Source organism: Amycolatopsis sp. SB7-3 (assembly GCF_041021335.1).
GTDB lineage: Bacteria > Actinomycetota > Actinomycetes > Mycobacteriales > Pseudonocardiaceae > Amycolatopsis > Amycolatopsis japonica.
The window spans coordinates 2328962-2347374 of sequence record NZ_JBFPJQ010000001.1; the positions used below are offsets into that span (position 1 = coordinate 2328962).

The 18413-nt window shown below is 70.4% G+C and carries 9 protein-coding genes; 7 read left to right on the forward strand and 2 right to left on the reverse strand.

Annotated elements, in window-relative coordinates; all coding sequences use genetic code 11:
- Position 1 precedes the first annotated feature (1 nt).
- From AB8M46_RS11420 to AB8M46_RS11450, 7 genes are read left to right on the forward strand one after another with little or no spacing between them, the layout of a single operon-like run.
- Positions 2–7231 (forward strand): toxin glutamine deamidase domain-containing protein, encoded by a 7230-nt coding sequence (locus AB8M46_RS11420; RefSeq protein ID WP_394360884.1) that lies wholly within the window; start codon positions 2–4, stop codon positions 7229–7231.
- On the forward strand, positions 7228–7674 hold the full coding sequence (locus AB8M46_RS11425; protein WP_037334040.1) for a hypothetical protein: 447 nt from the start codon (positions 7228–7230) through the stop codon (positions 7672–7674). Before AB8M46_RS11420 ends, AB8M46_RS11425 begins: the two co-directional genes overlap by 4 nt.
- Positions 7675–7679: 5 nt before the next feature.
- Entirely contained in the window at positions 7680–9149 is a 1470-nt protein-coding gene (locus AB8M46_RS11430; RefSeq protein ID WP_394360249.1) for a TNT domain-containing protein, read from the forward strand.
- Positions 9150–11396 (forward strand): ADP-ribosylglycohydrolase family protein, encoded by a 2247-nt coding sequence (locus AB8M46_RS11435; RefSeq protein ID WP_378422057.1) that lies wholly within the window; start codon positions 9150–9152, stop codon positions 11394–11396.
- A gap of 5 nt (positions 11397–11401) precedes the next feature.
- Positions 11402–13426, forward strand: coding sequence for a YrhB domain-containing protein (locus tag AB8M46_RS11440; protein WP_394360250.1), 2025 nt, complete (start codon positions 11402–11404; stop codon positions 13424–13426).
- Positions 13427–13430: 4 nt separating this feature from the next.
- A complete protein-coding gene (locus AB8M46_RS11445) occupies positions 13431–14519 on the forward strand; it encodes an ADP-ribosylglycohydrolase family protein (protein ID WP_037334028.1) in 1089 nt (362 codons plus the stop codon).
- A gap of 40 nt (positions 14520–14559) precedes the next feature.
- Entirely contained in the window at positions 14560–16485 is a 1926-nt protein-coding gene (locus AB8M46_RS11450; protein ID WP_394360251.1) for a TNT domain-containing protein, read from the forward strand.
- 60 nt (positions 16486–16545) lie between these two features.
- Here AB8M46_RS11450 and AB8M46_RS11455 read toward each other — a convergent pair whose 3' ends face one another.
- Entirely contained in the window at positions 16546–17532 is a 987-nt protein-coding gene (locus AB8M46_RS11455) for an LLM class flavin-dependent oxidoreductase (protein WP_073845933.1), read from the reverse strand.
- Positions 17533–17551: 19 nt separating this feature from the next.
- Positions 17552–18403 carry a class I SAM-dependent methyltransferase gene (locus tag AB8M46_RS11460; protein ID WP_350592170.1) on the reverse strand — a complete coding sequence of 284 codons (852 nt, stop codon included), beginning with the start codon at positions 18401–18403 and terminating at the stop codon, positions 17552–17554.
- Between the last annotated feature and the right edge of the window lie 10 nt (positions 18404–18413).

Consider the following 18413-nt stretch of genomic DNA (forward strand, 5'->3'; position numbering starts at 1 on the left):
TATGGAGATGCCCGACGCGGTCAAGTGGCTCTTGCCGATCGTCGTCGGAGAAAGCTGGCCCGAAGGCGACGAGGACAAGCTCCGCGAACTGCGCGACGCCTGGCACAACGCCTCGAAGGCGATCCAGCCGATCGCCGACACCGCGACCAAGGGCGCCACCGAGGTCCTCGGCGGCTGGAGCGGTCAGGGCGCGGAGAAGTTCGCCGAAGCCTGGAAGAAGTTCGTCGAAGGCGACGAGGCGTACTTCAAGTCGCTCGCCGATTCTTCGAAGGCGCTCGGCGACTCGTGCAACGCGACCGCGCTGGACGTCGAGTACACGAAGTACATGATCATCATCTCGCTGGTGATCCTCGCCGCCCAGATCGTCGCGATGATCGCGGCCGCGGCGGTGACGTTCGGCGGTTCGACGGCCGGGATCGCACCGGCGCAGATCGCCACCCGCATGACCGTCCAGATGATCTTCCGCCAGCTGATGCAGAAGCTCGCGCAGGAAGGCTTCAAGAAGGTCGCGAAGGAACTCCTGGAGAAACTTCTCAAGGAGGGCCTGAAGAAGATCGGTAAAGAGGTCCTGCAGAACACGGCGATGAACCTCGCCATGGACGCGGGGATCCAGGGCCTGCAGATGGCCAAGGGCGACCGCGACAGCTGGGATTTCAGCAAGACCAAGGATTCCGCGATCAGCGGCGCCGTCGACGGCGTGGTCGGCGCGGGCAGCAGCAGTATCGGCAAGGGCGCCACCAAGGGACTTTCCGACAGCGTCGGCGGCCAGATCGTCGACAGCGCGGCGCGGGGTGCCGTGCGCGGAGCGGCCGAAGGCGTCGCCAGCACGGTCGGGCAGGCCGCCGTCACCGGTGACCTGGACAAGCTTTCGGCCAAGGACGTGCTGATGGGCGCGTCCGGCGGAGCGGTCGGCGGCGGTGTCGACGGGGCCAAGAGCCAGATCGGCGACATCAAGGCCGCGAACACGCCCGGCCCCGCGGCGGGTGACGGGCCTTCGACGCCGGATGTGGATTCGGGGGATTCCGGGACGCCTTCGCGTACGCCGGGTTCTTCGGATTCCGGTTCTTCTTCGCGATCGGACTCTTCTTCGTCGGACTCCGCTTCTTCGCGGTCGGACTCGGATTCTTCTCCGGATTCCTCGTCGCGGTCGGACTCTTCGTCGGACCCGGCGCCACGGTCCACTTCGGACAGTGATCCTTCACCGCGGAGTTCGTCCGCCGATCCGCAGCCCCAGCGAGCGGCCGACGGCGACCGGGTCAGCCAGTCCTCGACGCAGGCTCCGGAACGTCCGGCGGACACCGGCGACGGTCAGCGGGCGGCACAGACCCACCAGAACGCACCGGTCGCGGACAACGGATCCGGTCAACAGCAACAACAGCAGCAGGCCGCGGCGGGGAACCAGCAGCAGGCACCCGCCGCCCAGTCGCAGGCTCCGGCACAGGCTCCGGCGGCGAGCCCTGCCCAGACGCCGGCTTCGAGCCCGGCACCGAGCTCGTCGTCGCAAGGACCCGCGTCCAGTCCGGCACAAGGACCGGCGTCCAGTCCGGCACCGAGTCCGTCGCACAGTCCGTCACACAGCCCTTCGCCGAGCCCGTCGCAGTCCAGCGCGATGCCGCCCGCCGCTTCCTCGGGCGCGCCGTCGAGTTCCGGCGGCTACGGGATGGCGTCCGGCTCGTCCGCTCCGTCGGGTGGCTACGGCATGGCGCCCGGCGGCAACCCGCCGGGCAACGGGCCCGCGCCCGGTGGTTTCCCGCCCGGCGGACACGATCCCTCCCGGCCTCCCCGGCCGAACGACGGCGTCCAGGCCGCGGGTCTCGCCGGGAACGGCGGACCGCAGCAGCTGCGGTTCGACCAGCCGCCCGCGCCGATGCCCTTCCAGGGCCAGCAGCCGATGCAGCCGCCGCCTCCGGGTGGGTTCGCGCCGCCTCCGCCGCCGCCTCCGGGTGGTGGCGGCGGACCGATGCCGCACCGAGGACAGCAGGGCCCGATGGGTCCGCGGCCGACCGGGCCGCAGCCGCCACCCCCTGGTCAGGGTGGACATCCGCAGGATCGTGGGCCGCGTCAGCGTCCTCAGCAACCGCCACAGCCGCCACCACCGCCCGGCCCGCCGCGGCCGCCACAGGGTTACCAGGGCAGGCCCGGTCCGGGGCCGAACGGCGGGGTTCCGCCGCGCCCGCAGACGCCTCCGCCCGGTCCGCCTCCGGGCAACCGCGGTCCCGGGGGCTACCCGCCGCCTCCGCCGCGACCCCAGCACCCGGGCAACGGTCCGTTCCCCGGCAACCGCGGCCCGATGCCGCCGCCTCCGCCCGGGCACCACCCCGGTCAGCCGGGACGTCCCGGACAGCAGCCCGGACGGCCGATGCCGCCCGGCGCCGAGCCGCCGCGTTTCGGTGGTCCGCAACGTCCGCCGCAGGTCCCGGCCCCGCGCCCCGGCCACGACGGGAACGCAGGTCCCCAGCAGCCGCAGCGTCCGCCGCAGCAGCAGCCGCCGGTGCGGCCGGTGGAGCACGCGCCGCAGCAGGTGCCTCAGGACCACGGCGCCAACGCGCCCAAGGACACCGAGCTCCCGAAGGACACCCAGGCGCCGAAGGACGTCGAGGCCCCCAAGGACACGGAAGTCCCCAAGGACACCGAGACGCCGAAGGACGTCGAGAGCCCCAAGGACGCCGACACGCCCAAGGACGCCGACGCACCCAACGACGTCGACGCGCCGAAGGACACCGAAGCGCCCACGCCCGACGACAGGGCCACTGTCGACGAGCCGTACCTGACCGACCCGGATTTCCACACGGACGATCCCGCCGCCTACCGCGCGCTCGCCGAGACGCAGATCGACAAACGCGGTTTCGACAAGGACACCGGGGAAGCGCGGAGCGAGCAGGTCCGCCGCGAAGGTCTCGCCAAACGCGACGCCCACGAAGATCCGCGCGTCAAGCAGATGTCGGATCAGGGCGCGTACGCGGTGCACAGCTACACGCGCACCGACATGGCCGAGCGGATCACGCACGCCCAGCGCCACGGCGGTCCGGAGCTGGACGCGCTCCGGCCGCATATCGAGGCGATCACCTCCGGCCTCAACGAGATGCCCGCCTACGAGGGTCTCGTCTCGCGGCGGGTGAACTTCAACGGCAACGAGAGCGCGATCCGGGCCTTCCTCGAAGCGCACGCCAAGGGCCAGGTCATGGTCGACCCGCAGATGCTGAGCACGTCGCGGGTCACGCCGGACCATCCGCGCAGCACCTTCCCGGGCGAAGTCGAGATGCGCATCCAGTCGAAGACCGGCCGCCACATCGAAGACCTCGCGTCCAAAAAGGACGAACGCGAAGTGCTGATGAAGTCGGCGACGCAGCTGCGCGTCACCGACGTCAAGATGGGCCCGGGGCATCCCGAACACCCCGACTACAAAAAGCGGCTGGACGACGGTTCGCCGAACGACCTGCCGAAATGGATCGTCGAATGCGAAGAGGTCGTCCCCGGTGACGACGGCCATCTGAGCCCGGACGAGGTCCACCAGAAGGTCGCCGAGCGGCGCGACTACAACAACGCCGTGCAGGAGCGGCTGGCGCAGGAAGCCGCCGACCAGGAAGCCCAGCTGCGCCGCGAGCACCCGGAGCTCTTCCAGGGCCAGGGTCTCGCCGGGCTCGAAACCAAGCTGGCCGACGGCAAGGGTGGCTGGACCGACGTCACCGACGCCCCGGTCCGGGAGCTCCCCAAGCCGCCGAGGGAGCACGCTCCCGACGGTGGCTGGTCCGAGCTGGCGAAGCCGCTCGAAGAGGGCGGGACGCCGGTCATCCACGCCGGTTCGACCGAGACGCCGCACCAGCAGCTCCGGCTGGTCATGGACGAGCTTCCGGCGATCGGCGAGGCCAACACCCGCAACTACTACGCGCCCGAATCCTGGAAGGACGGCTACCAGACGAACTCGGCCGAGGCGCTGGTCGCGTTCGAGAACCGGATGGAAGGTGGCGACGCCGTCGCCGGACCGTCGACGGGTGGCTCGCCGCTGCAGCACGTCAGCGACCGGCTCGGCGGGCAGTGGTCGGATCGCAACGGTTTCGCCGACGTCGCCCGTGAGCTGGGCGAACGTCCGGTCGGCGCGCGGACCGCGGTGGCGTTCGAGCATCACGCCCCCGCCGATCCGAACGCGCCGGAAGGCTCGCCGCGGTCCAAGGACCGGATCGAAACGCGCATCGTCGCCGCGGTGAACACGCCGCACGGCGTGGTCTTCGCCGATCCGATGACCGGGCGGCTCGCGACGCTGCCCGACGATCCGACGTCGATCAAGGCGATGCCGATGGGCGGCGGCGACGCCCCGCACGTCCACTCGCCGGAAGCACCGGAAACCACCCACACCGACAAGAGCGGCGAAGCCGAAACCCCGGTCCAGGAGCAGGCGCCCAAGACCGAGGTCGACATCGCCGAGCGGCTCAAGGGTCCGGAAGAGACGCCGGCGCGACTCGACGAGAGTTACCTCGGCGACGAGAACTTCCGTGGCACGCCTGAGGATCACAAGAGCCTCCGTGACCGCTACGACTCCACCGACCTCGCCGAGCAGGCCCGCGAAAAGGCGCTGAGGCGTCTCGAAGCGAGCCCGCTGAAGGATCGCGTCTCGCCCGAAGCGGCCGAAGCGATCTACTCGTACTCGCGCGAACACGCCTACGCGATCAACGAAGCGAACCGTCGTGGCGAGTCGCACCCCGACTTCGAAAACGCCCAGCGCAGCACCCGGGCGATCGTCGGCGCGCTCAACGAGCTGCCGGACTTCCACGGCGAGGCCATCCGCGGCATCGACACCAAGGGCGACATGCAGGCCGCCGCGATCATGGCGGCGCACTACGAGCCGGGGCAGACCGTCCCCGAGCCCACGATGACCAGCTCCACGATCAAGACGTCGCCGGACACGAAGTCGAAATTCGGCCAGGACGTCGAGATCCACATCGTCTCGAAGACGGGCAAGGACGTCTCGTCGCTCGCCGAGAACCCCGGCGAGCACGAGGCCATCAACAAGCCGGCCACGCAGCTTTACGTGCACAGCAAGGAGTTCAAGACTCCGCCGCTGGTCGACCGGCCGAAGTGGGTCATCCACGCCGAAGAGGTCACTCCCGGCGACCCGCGTTACCTCGACCCCGAGACCGCCAAGCAGAAGATGGACGAGCGGCGGGCCCGGCACGCCGCGGAGGCACCGGAACTCGCCCGCCTCGCCCAGGCGCAGTCGATGGCGCGCCTCGGTGGCTTCGACGAGCCGCAGACTCCGCATCTCACCGCGGAAAACCCGGCGGAGCACGGGGTCGCGGACGCCGACAAGGGACCCGAGTACGGCGAGCAGCCCGCTCAGGACCACTCCGCCACCGACGACACGGCCGAACTGCCGGTCCCGGAGCGCGACTACTCGTCGATGGCGGTCGCGACCAACCCGCCGAGCGAGCCGGCGATCCACGCCGGTTCGGCGAGCCCCGAGCAGCAGGCCGCGTACATCGCCGACCGGCATCCGCGGCTCGACGAGGTCAACCCGCATTTCAACGATCCCGACGCGCTGGCGAACGGCTACCGCTCCAACTGCACCCGCACGCCGGGCGCGTACATGGACCGGCTGAACGGCATCGATTCGACCGCCGATCCGCTGCTCGTGCACGAGATGGACAGCCGCGGCACGCTGGAACACGTCGAAGAGCGGTTCGGCGGACAGTTCTCCGACCGCGCCGACTACGACGCCGTCATCCGCGAGATGCGGGGCATGCCGACCGATCACCACGCGGTCGTCGCGGTGAAGTACCTCGACGAGAACGGCGTCGAACGCGGGCACGTCGCGATGGTCGCGAACACGCGTGACGGCGTCGCGTTCCTCGACCCGCAGTCGGGCGCGCTGATGAACCTGCCGCATCCGCCGCTGGGCATGAAGCTGATGCACGTCGGTGTCCCGGAGGGCCCGGCCGCGCAGCACACCGACGGCCACACCACGCACACGGAGACCTCGTCGACGCGGCCCGTCGACCCGCGGATCGCGTTCGCTCGGCCGGATCAGCCGGCGGTGGACCCGCGGATCGCGTTCGCCAGGGAAGACACGCCCGACGTGCAGCCGTCGCGGATCGGGCCGGACGGCCGTCCGATCGTCACGCCGCCGCGCGACGCGGGCTACGGCATGGCGTCCGACGAGCCGTCGCACGGAGGCCGGGCCGACGTCGAGCGGTTCCTGAACGATCCCGAGGTCGCGGCCGCGGTCGACGGACTCGACCCGGACAAGAAGCGGGCCGTCCACGAGGACGAAAACGGCGTCAAGCACGACGTCGGCCCGATGCGGGACTTCATCCGCGAGCACCTGCCCGCGCATCCGGAACTCGTCCGGCTGATGGAGCATCCCGACAACGCGTACCTGCGGGCTTCGCTGCTGAACAACCCGATGACGATCGGCAGCCTGCTGCTGCACCCGGAAGCCATCCCGATCCTCGAAGACGCGCTGCGTGACGTCGAGGAACGCGGCCACCAGATGATCGACGACGTCCACCAGGACGGTCCTGGCGACACCCCGCTGACGCAGGAGCAGCGGGACCTCGCGAACGCGGCGGCGGATATCGCCGCCGACGTGGAACCGGGCGATCAGTACCACGCCGGCTTCGATCGCGCGGACAAGGGCGACACCGCGAAGATCCAGGAGTTCCTGGATGCCGAACGGGCGGCGTGGCCGCAGAACCAGGGTGATCTCAACCGGATCGCCGAGCGGATCGCGGCCGACAACAACGGCGAATCCTCGGGGCGTCCCGGCCCGAAGGACGACGACCGCGCGAAGGCGAAGATCGAGGGCTACGACGGCGACGCGTCGAAACTCACCGACCTGGTGGGCGTGAAGATCCAGTTCGACACGCTGGCCGACGTCTACAACGCGCTCAACGCGGTGATGGCCGATCCGGATCTCCGGATCGTCAGCTTCGACGACCGGTTCGCGAATCCGCAGGACAGCGGGTACCGCGATCTGCAGATGAACGTCCGGCTGCCGAACGGGCACGTCGCCGAACTTCGGCTGCACCTGAGGCATATCGACACCGTCTCGGCCTACGAACACGCCCTGTACGAGGTCCGCCGCGACTTCCCGACGTACAACCGGACACTGGACGCGGACAACAAGAAGCGGTTGTCCCCGGAGCAGGCCCTGCTGGAAGCGGCGCTGATGGACCGGGTCCGGGAGAAGTTCATGGCCGGTCTCCGCAAGGGCCTGCCGCCGGAGGAGAGCACGTGATCCAGACACCGTCCTTCTACACGTACTTCGGGAAGACGTACCGCGTCGAGTCGACTCCCGACGGGGGCCTGACGGGTTACCTCCTCAACCTGAGCTCCGGCGAGTTCGACGAAAAGCCGGAGCACGTGCGCGAGGTCCTGCGGGCGATGGCGAGTTCGGACATCAGCAAGGTGCCCGAGGAGAAGTTCGTCCAGGAGACCGAACGAGCCCGCGCGTACGAGCTCAAGGGCGACGGTCCGATCTTCGCGCTGTACGAGACCATCGACGGTCTCTACCAGCAGGCCAAGAGCGAGAACCGGCGCGTGGAGCCGCAGGAATCGGCGTTGATCAAGTCGCTGCGCAAACGCACCTTCAAGATGTGGGAGGACGAGCTGGCCCGCCGCGCCGCCGGTGAGCCGCCGTCGTTCCGCGCGGAGCCCCGTTTCCCGAACCGGGCGCGATGATTCACGTGGAACAACTCACTCCGGAACACCAGCGCGGACTGCTGGTCCAGATCGGCAGGCTCATCCTGGCGGGGATCACCGACCCCGCCCACGCCGCGGTCGCCGATTTCCGGCAGATCGGGGAGCACACCGAACTCGAGGGCCACAACGTCGCGCCCGCGCCCGAGCTGAACGAGCTCTTCGACAAGCTCCGCACGGGGATGTACACGACCGGCCGGGGGACCTGGCTGCAGTCGCGGTTCACGCTGAAGCCCGACGGCACCTTCGACTTCGACTTCACCCTCGACGACGAGCCGTCGTGGACCGAAGCACCGCCGTCTTCGGCGTACCCGGACGAGCTGGCCGCGTTCCCGCGCGAGGACGAGCACGTGCCGGACTGGTGGCGGCTGCGCGCGCAGCTTCCGTTGCGCGTCGAGTTCCGGCACGCCCGGATCGTCGACGCGTACACCGAGGGCGAGCCGCCGGTGGTGGACAGACCGGAGCTCGACGAGTCCGAAGCGCCGCTCGTCGCGCAGTACCTCGAACGCGAACCGGCGATCCTGTCCGGCAGCGGCCTCGGCAAGGACATCTTCGATCCGGAGGCCGACGGCGACGTCCCGGAGAGCTACCACACCGACGGCACCTGGATCTGGCACGCGTCCGTGCCGCACTACCTGCGGAAATACGGGATCCCGCCGGAGCCGGAGCTGGTCGCGCACATCCGCGGCCAGCGGTTCCAGCCGCCGTATGTCGAGCATCTGGTGCGGCGGACCGCGGAAGCGGATCTGCTCGGGAAGCCGAGGCCGAGACCGGGCCGCTCCGACGTCAAGAAGACCGAGGGCGACATCGCCGCGGAGCTGGAGACGTCGCCGAATCCGGAGCTGACCGACGAAGAACTCCTGGTCGTGCTGGTCAGCAGGCTCGGCGAGCACGCCGTCTGGCCCGAGGCCTACCGCATCGGCGACCGCGCGGACGGCGCCTGGTGCCTCAACTTCACCGAGAAGGGTTGGGAGGTCGCGGCCTACTCGGACGGCGCCGCGGTCTCGCCGAAGTATTTCGACAAGCTCGAAGACGCGTCGCATCAGCTTCTCGGCGCGGTTCTGCTGCATCCGGCGCGGATGACCGCCGGACACGAGACGCCGCTGGAGACGGCGAAGGAACTCGCCGACTGGCCGGTGCACGCGGCGCCGGGTGAGCCTCCCCTCACCTTGCTCCGCAACAAGCGCGTCAGCCGGATGGTCGCCGGTACGGTCGTACTGCGGTTCGGCGAGGAAACCGGCAATCTGGTTCACCACGGAGGGGTACGGTTCGCCACGACGTCCCTGCCGCTGGAACGGGAGCGCGTCGGTGGGACCTACCGGCTGCGACGCCCGCTCCACGTGATCATCGGTGTCACCGTCCCTTGGGCGAACATGCCTGGTGGGGCGGTGGCCTACGTGCTCCCGAGGACCATCGCCGAGCACGTGTCCGACGGCAGCCTGGAGAGGATCGAGTAGGTGGAATCGGCGGAAGCGGTAGCCAAGGTCGAAGAGTGGCTGCGCGCGGTCCACGGTCCGGACGTGTCCGAACCGGGCGGCGCCGGCCTGCGCGTGAACCACGAGAAGGTCCTGCGCATCCCTGAGGGCTGGTCGGTCCCCTACAACACGATCGCCTTCCTCGACGAGGGTCACGCCGAGAAGGAGATCTTCCCGCCGCCGTCGGTGATCGTCCGCGAACCCGACGGCGAGCTGCGCCAGGCGCATCCGCAGCCCGGCGGGCTCAGCGTCCCGGTCGCGTTCCCCGGACAGGAGGCCTGGCGCGAGGTCGTCGACCCGGAGTACGCGAAGTCCGGTCTCGGTGACCTCGGTGTCCCGCCGGCGGTCGTCGCGGGCTGGGTCAAGGTCAACGCGGACGGCGTGCAGACCGGGGAGGAACGGGAGAACCCCGAGTACAAGGCCGGGCCGGTCCGCCGCGGTTACCCGAAGCCGGAGAACAAGCTCGAAACGCTGCTGTCGTTCGCCAGCGTCGGCTGGCTGACCAGGGAACAGCTGCTCATCGGGCTGCTGCGCTGCGAGGTCTACGTCCCGCTCGATCTGGCCTCTGGCAAGACGGAGCGGTTCTACTTCAACGAGGAACGCGCCGAGCTGCGCGTCTTCAGCTCGACCAGGAATCTCCCGTCCCGCGAACACGGGTACTGGAAGGTCGACATCGCCACCCTGGCCGGGTACGAGAGCCCGCCGAACCTCGTGATCAACGGCGGTCCCGCGACGTTCGAGGACGTCAGCGGCGCCGAGCTCGCCGAGACCGCGCAGCGATTCCCCCGCCGGGGCCCGGGTGTCGACGTCAACGAACGCTGCCCGGAAGCGGAACCGGAACTGGAGACCCTCGCCGCCGAAACCGCCGCGAAGATGGGCCTGTCCGAGCCGGTGAAGCCGCCATTGGCCGCGGCCGAGCGGGCACGCCGTCGCGGCTTCGAGCTGAGCGCCGAGGAATGTCAGAAGACCGTCCTCGGCCAGTCTTGGCTGGCCCGGCTGAAGCAGCCGGAGCCGCCCCGCGCCCGGCCGAACGACCTTCGGGCGAACGGCTTGGCGCCGGGCTACGACAACGAAGGCCAGATCCAGCCGCGTCTGGACACCTTCGGCAAGTACTTCGACCGAGACCGTTCCAGCTCGCGTTATGGCTGGCAGCGCGTCACGGGCGCGTACGTGGGCTTCGCGCTGGGCGAGGCACTCGGGGCGGCTGTCGACCGGATGCGGCTCGACGAAATCCACAACACGTACGGCCCCGAGGGCGTCTCGGATCTGACGGTCGCCTTCGACCTGCCCGGTCGCGTCGGGCCGCTCACCCAGCGGCTGCTGTTCTACACCGAGGCCGTGATCCGCAGCCCGCATCGCGAGCAGCCGGAGAACCGCGACGCCGAAAAGGCGCTCGGCACGGTCGCCCGCAACTCGCTGATGCGCTGGCTGCACACGCAGGGCGCGCCGCTGGACAACGCCGACGGCTGGCTCGTGAAGGTGCCGGAGCTCCGCGTCCGCCGCACCCCCGACGACGCCGAACTGAACGCGTACCACGCGCTGGCGACCGTCTCGCCGACGGCGATGCCGATGAGCGGGCCGGACGCGCTGGTCGCGGCACTGCCGGCGGCGATGACCGCGGCCGGGCCGGGGAGCGCGATGAGCGGCGGCGTCCGGCAGGCGGTGCGCGACCTCGTCGCGGTCACGCATCCCGGCGAGGTCGACGTCGAAGCGGCGACCTACCTGACCTGGCTGTTCGAACCGGCGCTGACCTCGGAGGCGTTCAGCTACCCGATCTGGAACACCTCGCGTGAGATCTTCAACGACCAGAACCCACACCAGCGGGGACCGGTCTGGGCGGATCTCAAGGCGATGGTCGCGGAATCGGTGCCGTTCTTCGGCAAACACGGCCTGCCCGACCTGCGGGTCCCGGAGCTGATCGGCGACGGCAAGGGCACGCTTTCCGTGCTGGGCCGCGCGTTCGCGGCGCTGTCCGGGTTCGAGAACTATCCGGAGCAGGCGTTGTTGCGGGCGGTCAACCACTCGGGCCGCAGCGCGATCACCGGCGCCATCGCGGGCGCCCTGCTCGGCGCCCGCACCGGTATCCCGGGGCTGCCGCAGAAGTGGGTCGAGCAGCTGGAACTGCGTTACCTGCTGGAGAACATCGCCACGGACGCGTTCTGGCACTTCGACCGCCACTCGGCGCTGCACGAGGTCGACGGCTGGTCCCAGCGGTATCCGCGCTGGTGAACGAAATGGGGACGATGAACGAAGAGGAAGCCGTCAGCCGCGTCGAGGAATGGCTGACGGACCGAGGCGGGGAGGGGACCGGCGCGCTGCGGGTCCGCCGCGAGTACGTCGTGCGCGCGACCGACGGCTGGAACGTCACCTACAACACCGTCGGCTGGCTCGACGGCACCGACCCCGGCGCGGGCCTGTTCCCCAGCCCGGTCGCGTTCGTCCCGGACGACGGCGGCGAGATCCGCCTCGACCTGGAGCTGATGGCCGTTTCGGCGGCGGGCGACGATCCGGACGCGTTCACCCGGTGGGCGGAAGTCGTCGATCCCGAGTTCGATCCGGCCGCGGTCCCCGGCCTGCCCGTGCCGAAGGCGGCGATCCTGCGCTGGGAGCAGCACACGCTTCTCGGCGAGCCGACCGGCGCGGTCCGCGCGAACCCGGAGCACCGCCCCGGACCTCGATTCTCCGGCCGCCCGGCGCCCGAAAGCCCGGTCGAGACGCTTCTCGGCTATCTCCGCGTCGAGTGGATCACGCCGGAGGAGTTCGTCCACTGGATGCTCGACCTCGACGTGCTGGCCCCGGCGAAGGACGGCCACCTGCAGGTCCGCGACTTCGGTGACGCGGGCGTGCGCTTCGTCGTGTACACCTCCGAGGCCCAGGTCCCGTCCGAGTACACGGTGTGGCAGCGGATCCAGCCCCGCGTGCTCCTGCGCCGGGGCAAGGACACCCCGGGCCTCGGCCTGCTGGTCAACCCCGGGCGTCCGGAGACGTTCAACGTCTACCCGGAGACGCTGCGGCAGGTCGCCGACCTCGAACTCCCGGCCGGGACCGAACGCCCCGAATCCGTCGGGCGTCCCGCCTACTTCAGCGGGGAGTACAACACTCCGGCCGTCGCGAACCTACGGAGCCTCGTCGACCAGGCGCGGGACAACGGCTACCCGCTGAGCGGCGAAGAGCTCACCCTCTTCACGCAGGCCTCGACGCTGTCGTTCGAGCGCTCGCGGGCGAAATACGACGGCCGTCCGCTGCCCGAACTGCCCGAAGACCTGTTCGCGAACGGGCTGGTCACGCATTACTACGACAACGGTGAGCCGCGTCCGAGCGCCTGGACGTTCGGGAAGTTCTACGACCCGACGCTCCCCGTCGGCAGCTTCGCGTACCCGCGGCTTCTCGGCGCGTACGTCGGCTTCGCGCTCGGAGACGCACTCGGCTCGGGCGCCGATCCCGCCGACGGCTTGCCGCTCGGCGGCCTGACCCGGCAGCTGCTGTTCCACACCGAATCGGTGATCCGCGGCCTGGACCCGACGCCGGACAAACCCGAGATCCCGGCCTCGCTGCCCGCGGGCGGACGGCCGGACGGCTGGGTCGCCAAGGCCACCGCGTCCGCCGGACCGGCACCCGCCGAGTTCTCGGCCATGCTGGCGACAGCGCTGGCCGCGACGGTGACCGGTGGCGTGCAGGGGCCCGCCGACAGCACCTTCTACGCGATGAAGGTGGTCCGCGAACTGGTCGGTTCCGCGGCCGGCCACGAGGTCGTCCACGGCGCCGAACTGCTGGTGAACGTGTTCCGCGCCCAGCTCGCGGCCCAGAACGGCGAACCGGCGGTCGCGAATTTCCTCGAAGGCTTCGACGAGTACAGCGGCGAGGTCGGCGAGCTGGTCAAGACCGTGCTCGACCTCCGGAACGACATCGACGGCGATGACGTCGAGCAGTTCGACAGCATCGGCGACGGCCGGACGCCGCTTTCGGTGCTCGGCCGGGCCCTGTTCGCCGCCGCCAAGCGCGGATACGACGCCGAAGCGGCGCTGGCGCTGGCCGCTCGCGGCGGTTCGGTGACGGCCGCGTTGACCGGAGCGATGGTGGGCGCCCGGCTCACCGTGCCCGGACTGCCGGAGGCCTGGCTCGCCGCGTACGCCGGCCTCGGCGTCATCGACAATCTGGCGGGCGACGCCTATTACTACTTCAACCGCTTCGGCCTGCCCCGCGAGCCCGAAGAGCGACGGCGCTGGGACGCGAACCGGTATCCACGAGGAGATCAGTAGAGCAATGCGCGAGTGGCTTCAACATCCGGCGACCAGGTCGCGGCTGCGCGGCAGCCTGTTCGCCGGGGCGATCGGCGACGCGCTCGGCGCGAAGACCGAGTTCGACTCGATCGACCGCATCCGCGAGATCGCCGGCCCCGCCGGGATCACCGACCTCATCCCCGCGTACGGCGGCGTCGGTCGGATCACCGACGACACCCAGATGACGCTCTTCACCCTCGAAGGCCTGATCAGAGCCCACCACGGGACAGTGCCGGTCGAGCAGTCGCTCCAACTGGCCTACCAGCGCTGGCTGCACACCCAGGGCGTCTCGTGGGAGCGGGCCCGCGGCCCGCAGGACACGAGCACGGAACCGGACGGCTGGCTGATCACCAACCGCGAGCTGTTCAGCCGTCGCGCGCCCGGGCTCACCTGCTTCAGCGAGCTGGAGGCGTACGGCAAGACGGGCGTGCGCGCCGGCATGGACAAGCCGGTGAACAACTCGAAGGGCTGCGGCGGGATCATGCGCGCGGCACCGGTCGCGTTGTGGTCCGACGACCTCGCCGAGGTGTTCCGGCTCGGCGCCGAGAGCGCGGCGCTGACGCACGGTCACCCGAGCGGGTATCTCTCGTCGGGTGCCTTCGCGGTGATCGTGCGCGAGCTGCTGCTCGGGAAACCGCTGCTCGACGCCGTCGCGACCGCACGTATCGAGCTGGAGAAGTACCAGGGGCACGAGGAGCAGAGCGTCGCTCTCGACCAGGCACTCGCCCTCGCGAAGGAAGGTGCCCCGACGCCGGAGAAGCTCGAAACCCTCGGCCAGGGGAACATCGGCGAAACCGCGCTTTCGATGTCCGTCTACGTCGCGCTGACCACCACGGACGCGAACGCCGCGTTGCTCGCGTCGGTGAACCACAGCGGTGACAGCGACTCGACGGGGTCGATCTGCGGAAACCTCGTCGGCGCGATGTACGGCGAGGAAGCACTCAACACGGACTGGCTCGCGAAGCTGGAGCTGGCCGAGGTCATCGGCGGGCTGGCGGACGACGCGCTCGCGGAGTTCGGCGGGAGCGCACCGGGTGACGACCGGTGGTACGCCCGCTATCCGGCCCACTAGATTTACCTCCGGTTTGGGGTACTTGGGGAGGGGACACATAGTGCGTTACCGGGTTCAAGCGGCGGAGCGGCCGGATGGCCTGTACGCCGTCTGGGGGGACACCGTCTTCGCGGCCCAGCGGTCGACCGAAGACGGCACGCTGCTGCTCATCGCGCCGCCGGGGGAAGCGGCGCCCGAGGGCTTCGACCGCGACTGGAACGGCCGTCCGGCCAGGGTCGTGCTGAACGGCGAGGTGGGCGCGACGTTCAGCCTGCAGTCGTACGGCCGGTTCGACGACGAGCACTTCCAGATCGCGCCGAGCACCGGCGGCGGCGATCTGACGTTGCGCTGGGCGGGCGAGGACGCGGCCCGCGCGGCCGAACTGGGCCTGACGGACTTCTCGACCACGGCCGCGCCGACGCGGCTGACGGCCTTGTGGCAGACCAGGCACGACTTCGTCGAGACGCCGGAGGCCCGGCTTCAGCCGGGTACGGGCGATCAGGGCGCGCTGCTGCGTGCCATCGGCCGGACGCTGCTGCGGGTGCTGCCGCCGGGCTGGCAGCGGGTCGGTGCCCAGTTCCGGCAGGTCGGCGACTACTCCGAACTCGAGGTCCGCTCGGTCGGCGACGAGGGCAACGGCCCGGTGTCGGTGTCGATCGCGGCCCCGCCGGAGCTCGGCTCGCTGTTCGCGCGGCTGCGCGCGGCGATGCACCAGCCCGAGACCGGCACCTGGTTCCAGGGCACGTTCACGCTCGACTCGGAGTCGCACTTCGACTTCGACTTCGACGCCGACCAGGAGCCGACGTGGCGGCTCGCGCCGAACGAGGGCGGGAAGCCGTCTCCGCGCGCGTACGCGACCGAGCTCGCGATCTTCCCGCGCGACCAGAAACACGTCCCGGCCTGGCTTTCGGCCAAGGCCGGTCTGCCGCTCGACATCGTGTTCCGGCACGCGCAGGTCGTCGACGCGCACAACGAGGGCGAACGACCGGTCGTCAACCGGCCGCCGGTGCCGCCGGACATGATGCGCGGTGTCCTGGACTACCTCTTCCGCTCGCCGGTGGCGCTGACCCGGCCGGGTCCGCAGCCCGACATCTTCACCCCGAACGGCCCGCCGGACGTGCCGAACGCCTTCCACACCGACGGCGTGTGGATCTGGCCCGCGGCCGTCCCGCACTACCTGCGCAAGTACGGGGTGCCGCCGGAGCCCGAGCTGATCGAGCACATCCGGGCCGCCGGTTTCCGGCCGCCGCTGGTCGGCGAGCTGGTGCGGGCGACCGCCGAGGCGGAGATCGTCGGCAAACCACGGCCGCCACAGACCGCCGCGGACCTGCCGGACGAAAGTGCCCGCACCCGCGTCGAACGCGACGGCGAACCGGCCCGCGACATCCGGGCCGTCGAGGTGCTGGACGTCCTCTACCAGCGGCTGGCCGAGCACGGCGTGGCGCCGACGGCCTACCGGATCGGCGCGAACGCGGTACCGGAGCCGGGGCTCTGGACCTTGCGCCGCACCGAAAGCGGCTGGGAGGTGTCGCGGCCGCCGACCGACGAGCCGGTGGCGTTCGCCAAACTCGAAGAGGCGGCACGGTTCTTCCTCGGCACCCTGCTGCTGTATCCGGCACGGGCCGCGGTGGGCGCGAGCGAGGAGGCCGACAACCCGGCCGACTGGCCGATCCTGCCGCTGCGGGGCGAGCCGCCGCTGAACTTCTTCCGGCGCAAGCGGATCGTCGTCCTCCCGGCGGGCACCACGGTGCAGCGGTTCGGGAACGAGACCGGGAACCTCGTGCACGCCGAATCGGCGCGGTTCATCGAGACGTCACTGGCCGCGGACCGCGAACGGGAGCGCCGTCTCTACCGCGTCCTGCGGCCGCTGCGCGTGGTCACCGGCATCACCGCGCCGTGGAACGGGACGCCGGGCGGGGCCGTGGCCTACGTGCTGCCCCGGCCGATCGCCCAGCATCTCGAAACCGGCGCGCTTTCCCGCGTCTGACCACCCGCATTTCGTCCTCTGAATGCGATCAATCGCATTCAGAGGACGAAATGCAGGGCGCTAGAAGGCCTTCGCGACCAGTTCGTAGGAGCGGGCCCGCGCGGCCGCGTCGTACACCGGTGCCGTCAGCATCAGCTCGTCGGCACCGGTGGCCGCGGCGAGATCCTTCAGCGACCGCACCACCTTCTCCGGTCCGCCGTGCGCCTGCGCGGCGGTGAACTGCGCGATCAGCTCCTTCGACTCCGGCGTGAACTCGTGTGCGGCGGCCTGCTCCCTGGTCGGGAAGGCGAGGTCGCCGCCCTCGCCGTTGAGCAGGTACGACTTGATCACCGCGCACGGCCCGGCGACGTAGGCCGCTTCGGCGTCTGTGTCCGCACAGATGGTCTCGACGCAGAGGATCACGTACGGCTCTTCACGCCACTGGGACGGCTTGAAGTTCTCCCGATACGCCTGCAGGACCTCGGCCGTGTTCTGCGGCCGGATGTGGTGCGCGACCGCGATCGGCAGGCCGAGCTCGGCGGCGAGACGGGCGCCGGCCGCACTCGAGCACAACAGCCACGGCTCCGGCGTCGGCACCTCGCCGGGCAGCACCCGGATCCCGCTCTCCCCGGCCAGATGACGCAGCAGCTCGGCGACGTCGGCGCGGTAGTCGTCGTCCGTCGCCGGATCCGCGCCCCGCCGCAACGCGCGGACGATCTTCTCGTCGAACGTGCCGGGACCGCGCCCGACGCCTAGGTCGATCCGGCCGGGATGTAGCGCAGAAAGCGTCGCGAACTGCTCGGCGACCGCCAGCGGGGCGTGGTTCGGCGCCATCACCCCGCCGGAGCCGATCCGGATCGACGACGTCACCGCCGCCAGATGCGCGGCCAGCACCGGCGGCGAAGCCGTGGCGATGGCGGGCGAGCCGTGGTGCTCCGCGATCCAGACGCGGTGATACCCCAGTTCCTCCAGTTTCGTGGTGACGGTGGCTGTCGAAGCGAGTACTTCGGTGGCCGCGCGGCCGTCCTCGACGATGGCGAGTTCGAGCGCGGAAAGCAGGATCCCCATACCCCCAACGTAGCCAAACTCAGGACGCGGTGATCAGCACCGCGGGCGACCACCAGTAGTCCGCGAGCGGCTCGATCCGGATGCCGGTGAAGCCCGCTTCCTTCAGCTGCGAAGCCCAATCTGTGGCGGGCTGCTCCCAGTTCGTCCGGCCCGTCCCGGGTTCGACGAGGCCGAGCAGGACCGGCAGCAGGAACCCCTGCGCCACCAGCGACGCCTCCTTGCCGTACTCCGCGATGCCGCGTTCGTAGCGCGTGACCAGGGAAAGCAGGTACTCGGCGGAGTCTTCGTCGTACTCGGGCACGTCGAATTCGGCCAGCACCAGACAGGACGTGCGAGGCCGGAGCGCCCGCAGGACCTCGGTGCGTTCCTCGGTCGGGATCGACTGGAGCGCGAAGGTGGACTGCGTCAGCTGCCACTGCTGGTCGTCGTCGCGGCCGAGGAATTCCTGCGCGGTGGCCTCCCAGGTGTGCAGACCGCGGGTGCCGTCGAGGTGCTTGCGCGTCTCCGCCAGCAGCGCGCTCGACGGCTCGACGAGATCGATCCGGCCCGGCTGCCGGTCCGCCTGTTCCAGGGCCGGGACGACGGCGAGCCCGTCTCCGCAACCGAGGTCGAGCAGGGAACCGACGGTGCCGTAGCGCCGGGCGAGCATCGCGCTGAGCTGCCGGTAGAGCTTGACGTTCCCGCCGCCGCGGATGAACGCCGTGAACGCGGCGGGCCGGTCGTAGACGGCACCACCACCGCCCTCGGTCAGATATCGGTGCAGTTCGATGCCGAGCGTGGATCCGGCCCGCTCGGCGAGGTCCGCGGCCTTGGCCCGGTCACCGTCGCGGTACGCGGTGAGCGCTTCGGCCAGGACGTCCGTTTTCTTCATGTTCCCCTGT

What these genes read in the sequence shown, in the direction of transcription:
- AB8M46_RS11420 (WP_394360884.1), top strand. Translation starts at nt 2, where the DNA reads ATGGAGATGCCCGACGCGGTCAAGTGGCTCTTGCCGATCGTCGTCGGA.
- AB8M46_RS11440 (WP_394360250.1), top strand. Translation starts at nt 11,402, where the DNA reads ATGGGGACGATGAACGAAGAGGAAGCCGTCAGCCGCGTCGAGGAATGG.
- AB8M46_RS11445 (WP_037334028.1), top strand. Translation starts at nt 13,431, where the DNA reads ATGCGCGAGTGGCTTCAACATCCGGCGACCAGGTCGCGGCTGCGCGGC.
- AB8M46_RS11455 (WP_073845933.1), bottom strand. Translation starts at nt 17,532, where the DNA reads ATGGGGATCCTGCTTTCCGCGCTCGAACTCGCCATCGTCGAGGACGGC.
- AB8M46_RS11460 (WP_350592170.1), bottom strand. Translation starts at nt 18,403, where the DNA reads ATGAAGAAAACGGACGTCCTGGCCGAAGCGCTCACCGCGTACCGCGAC.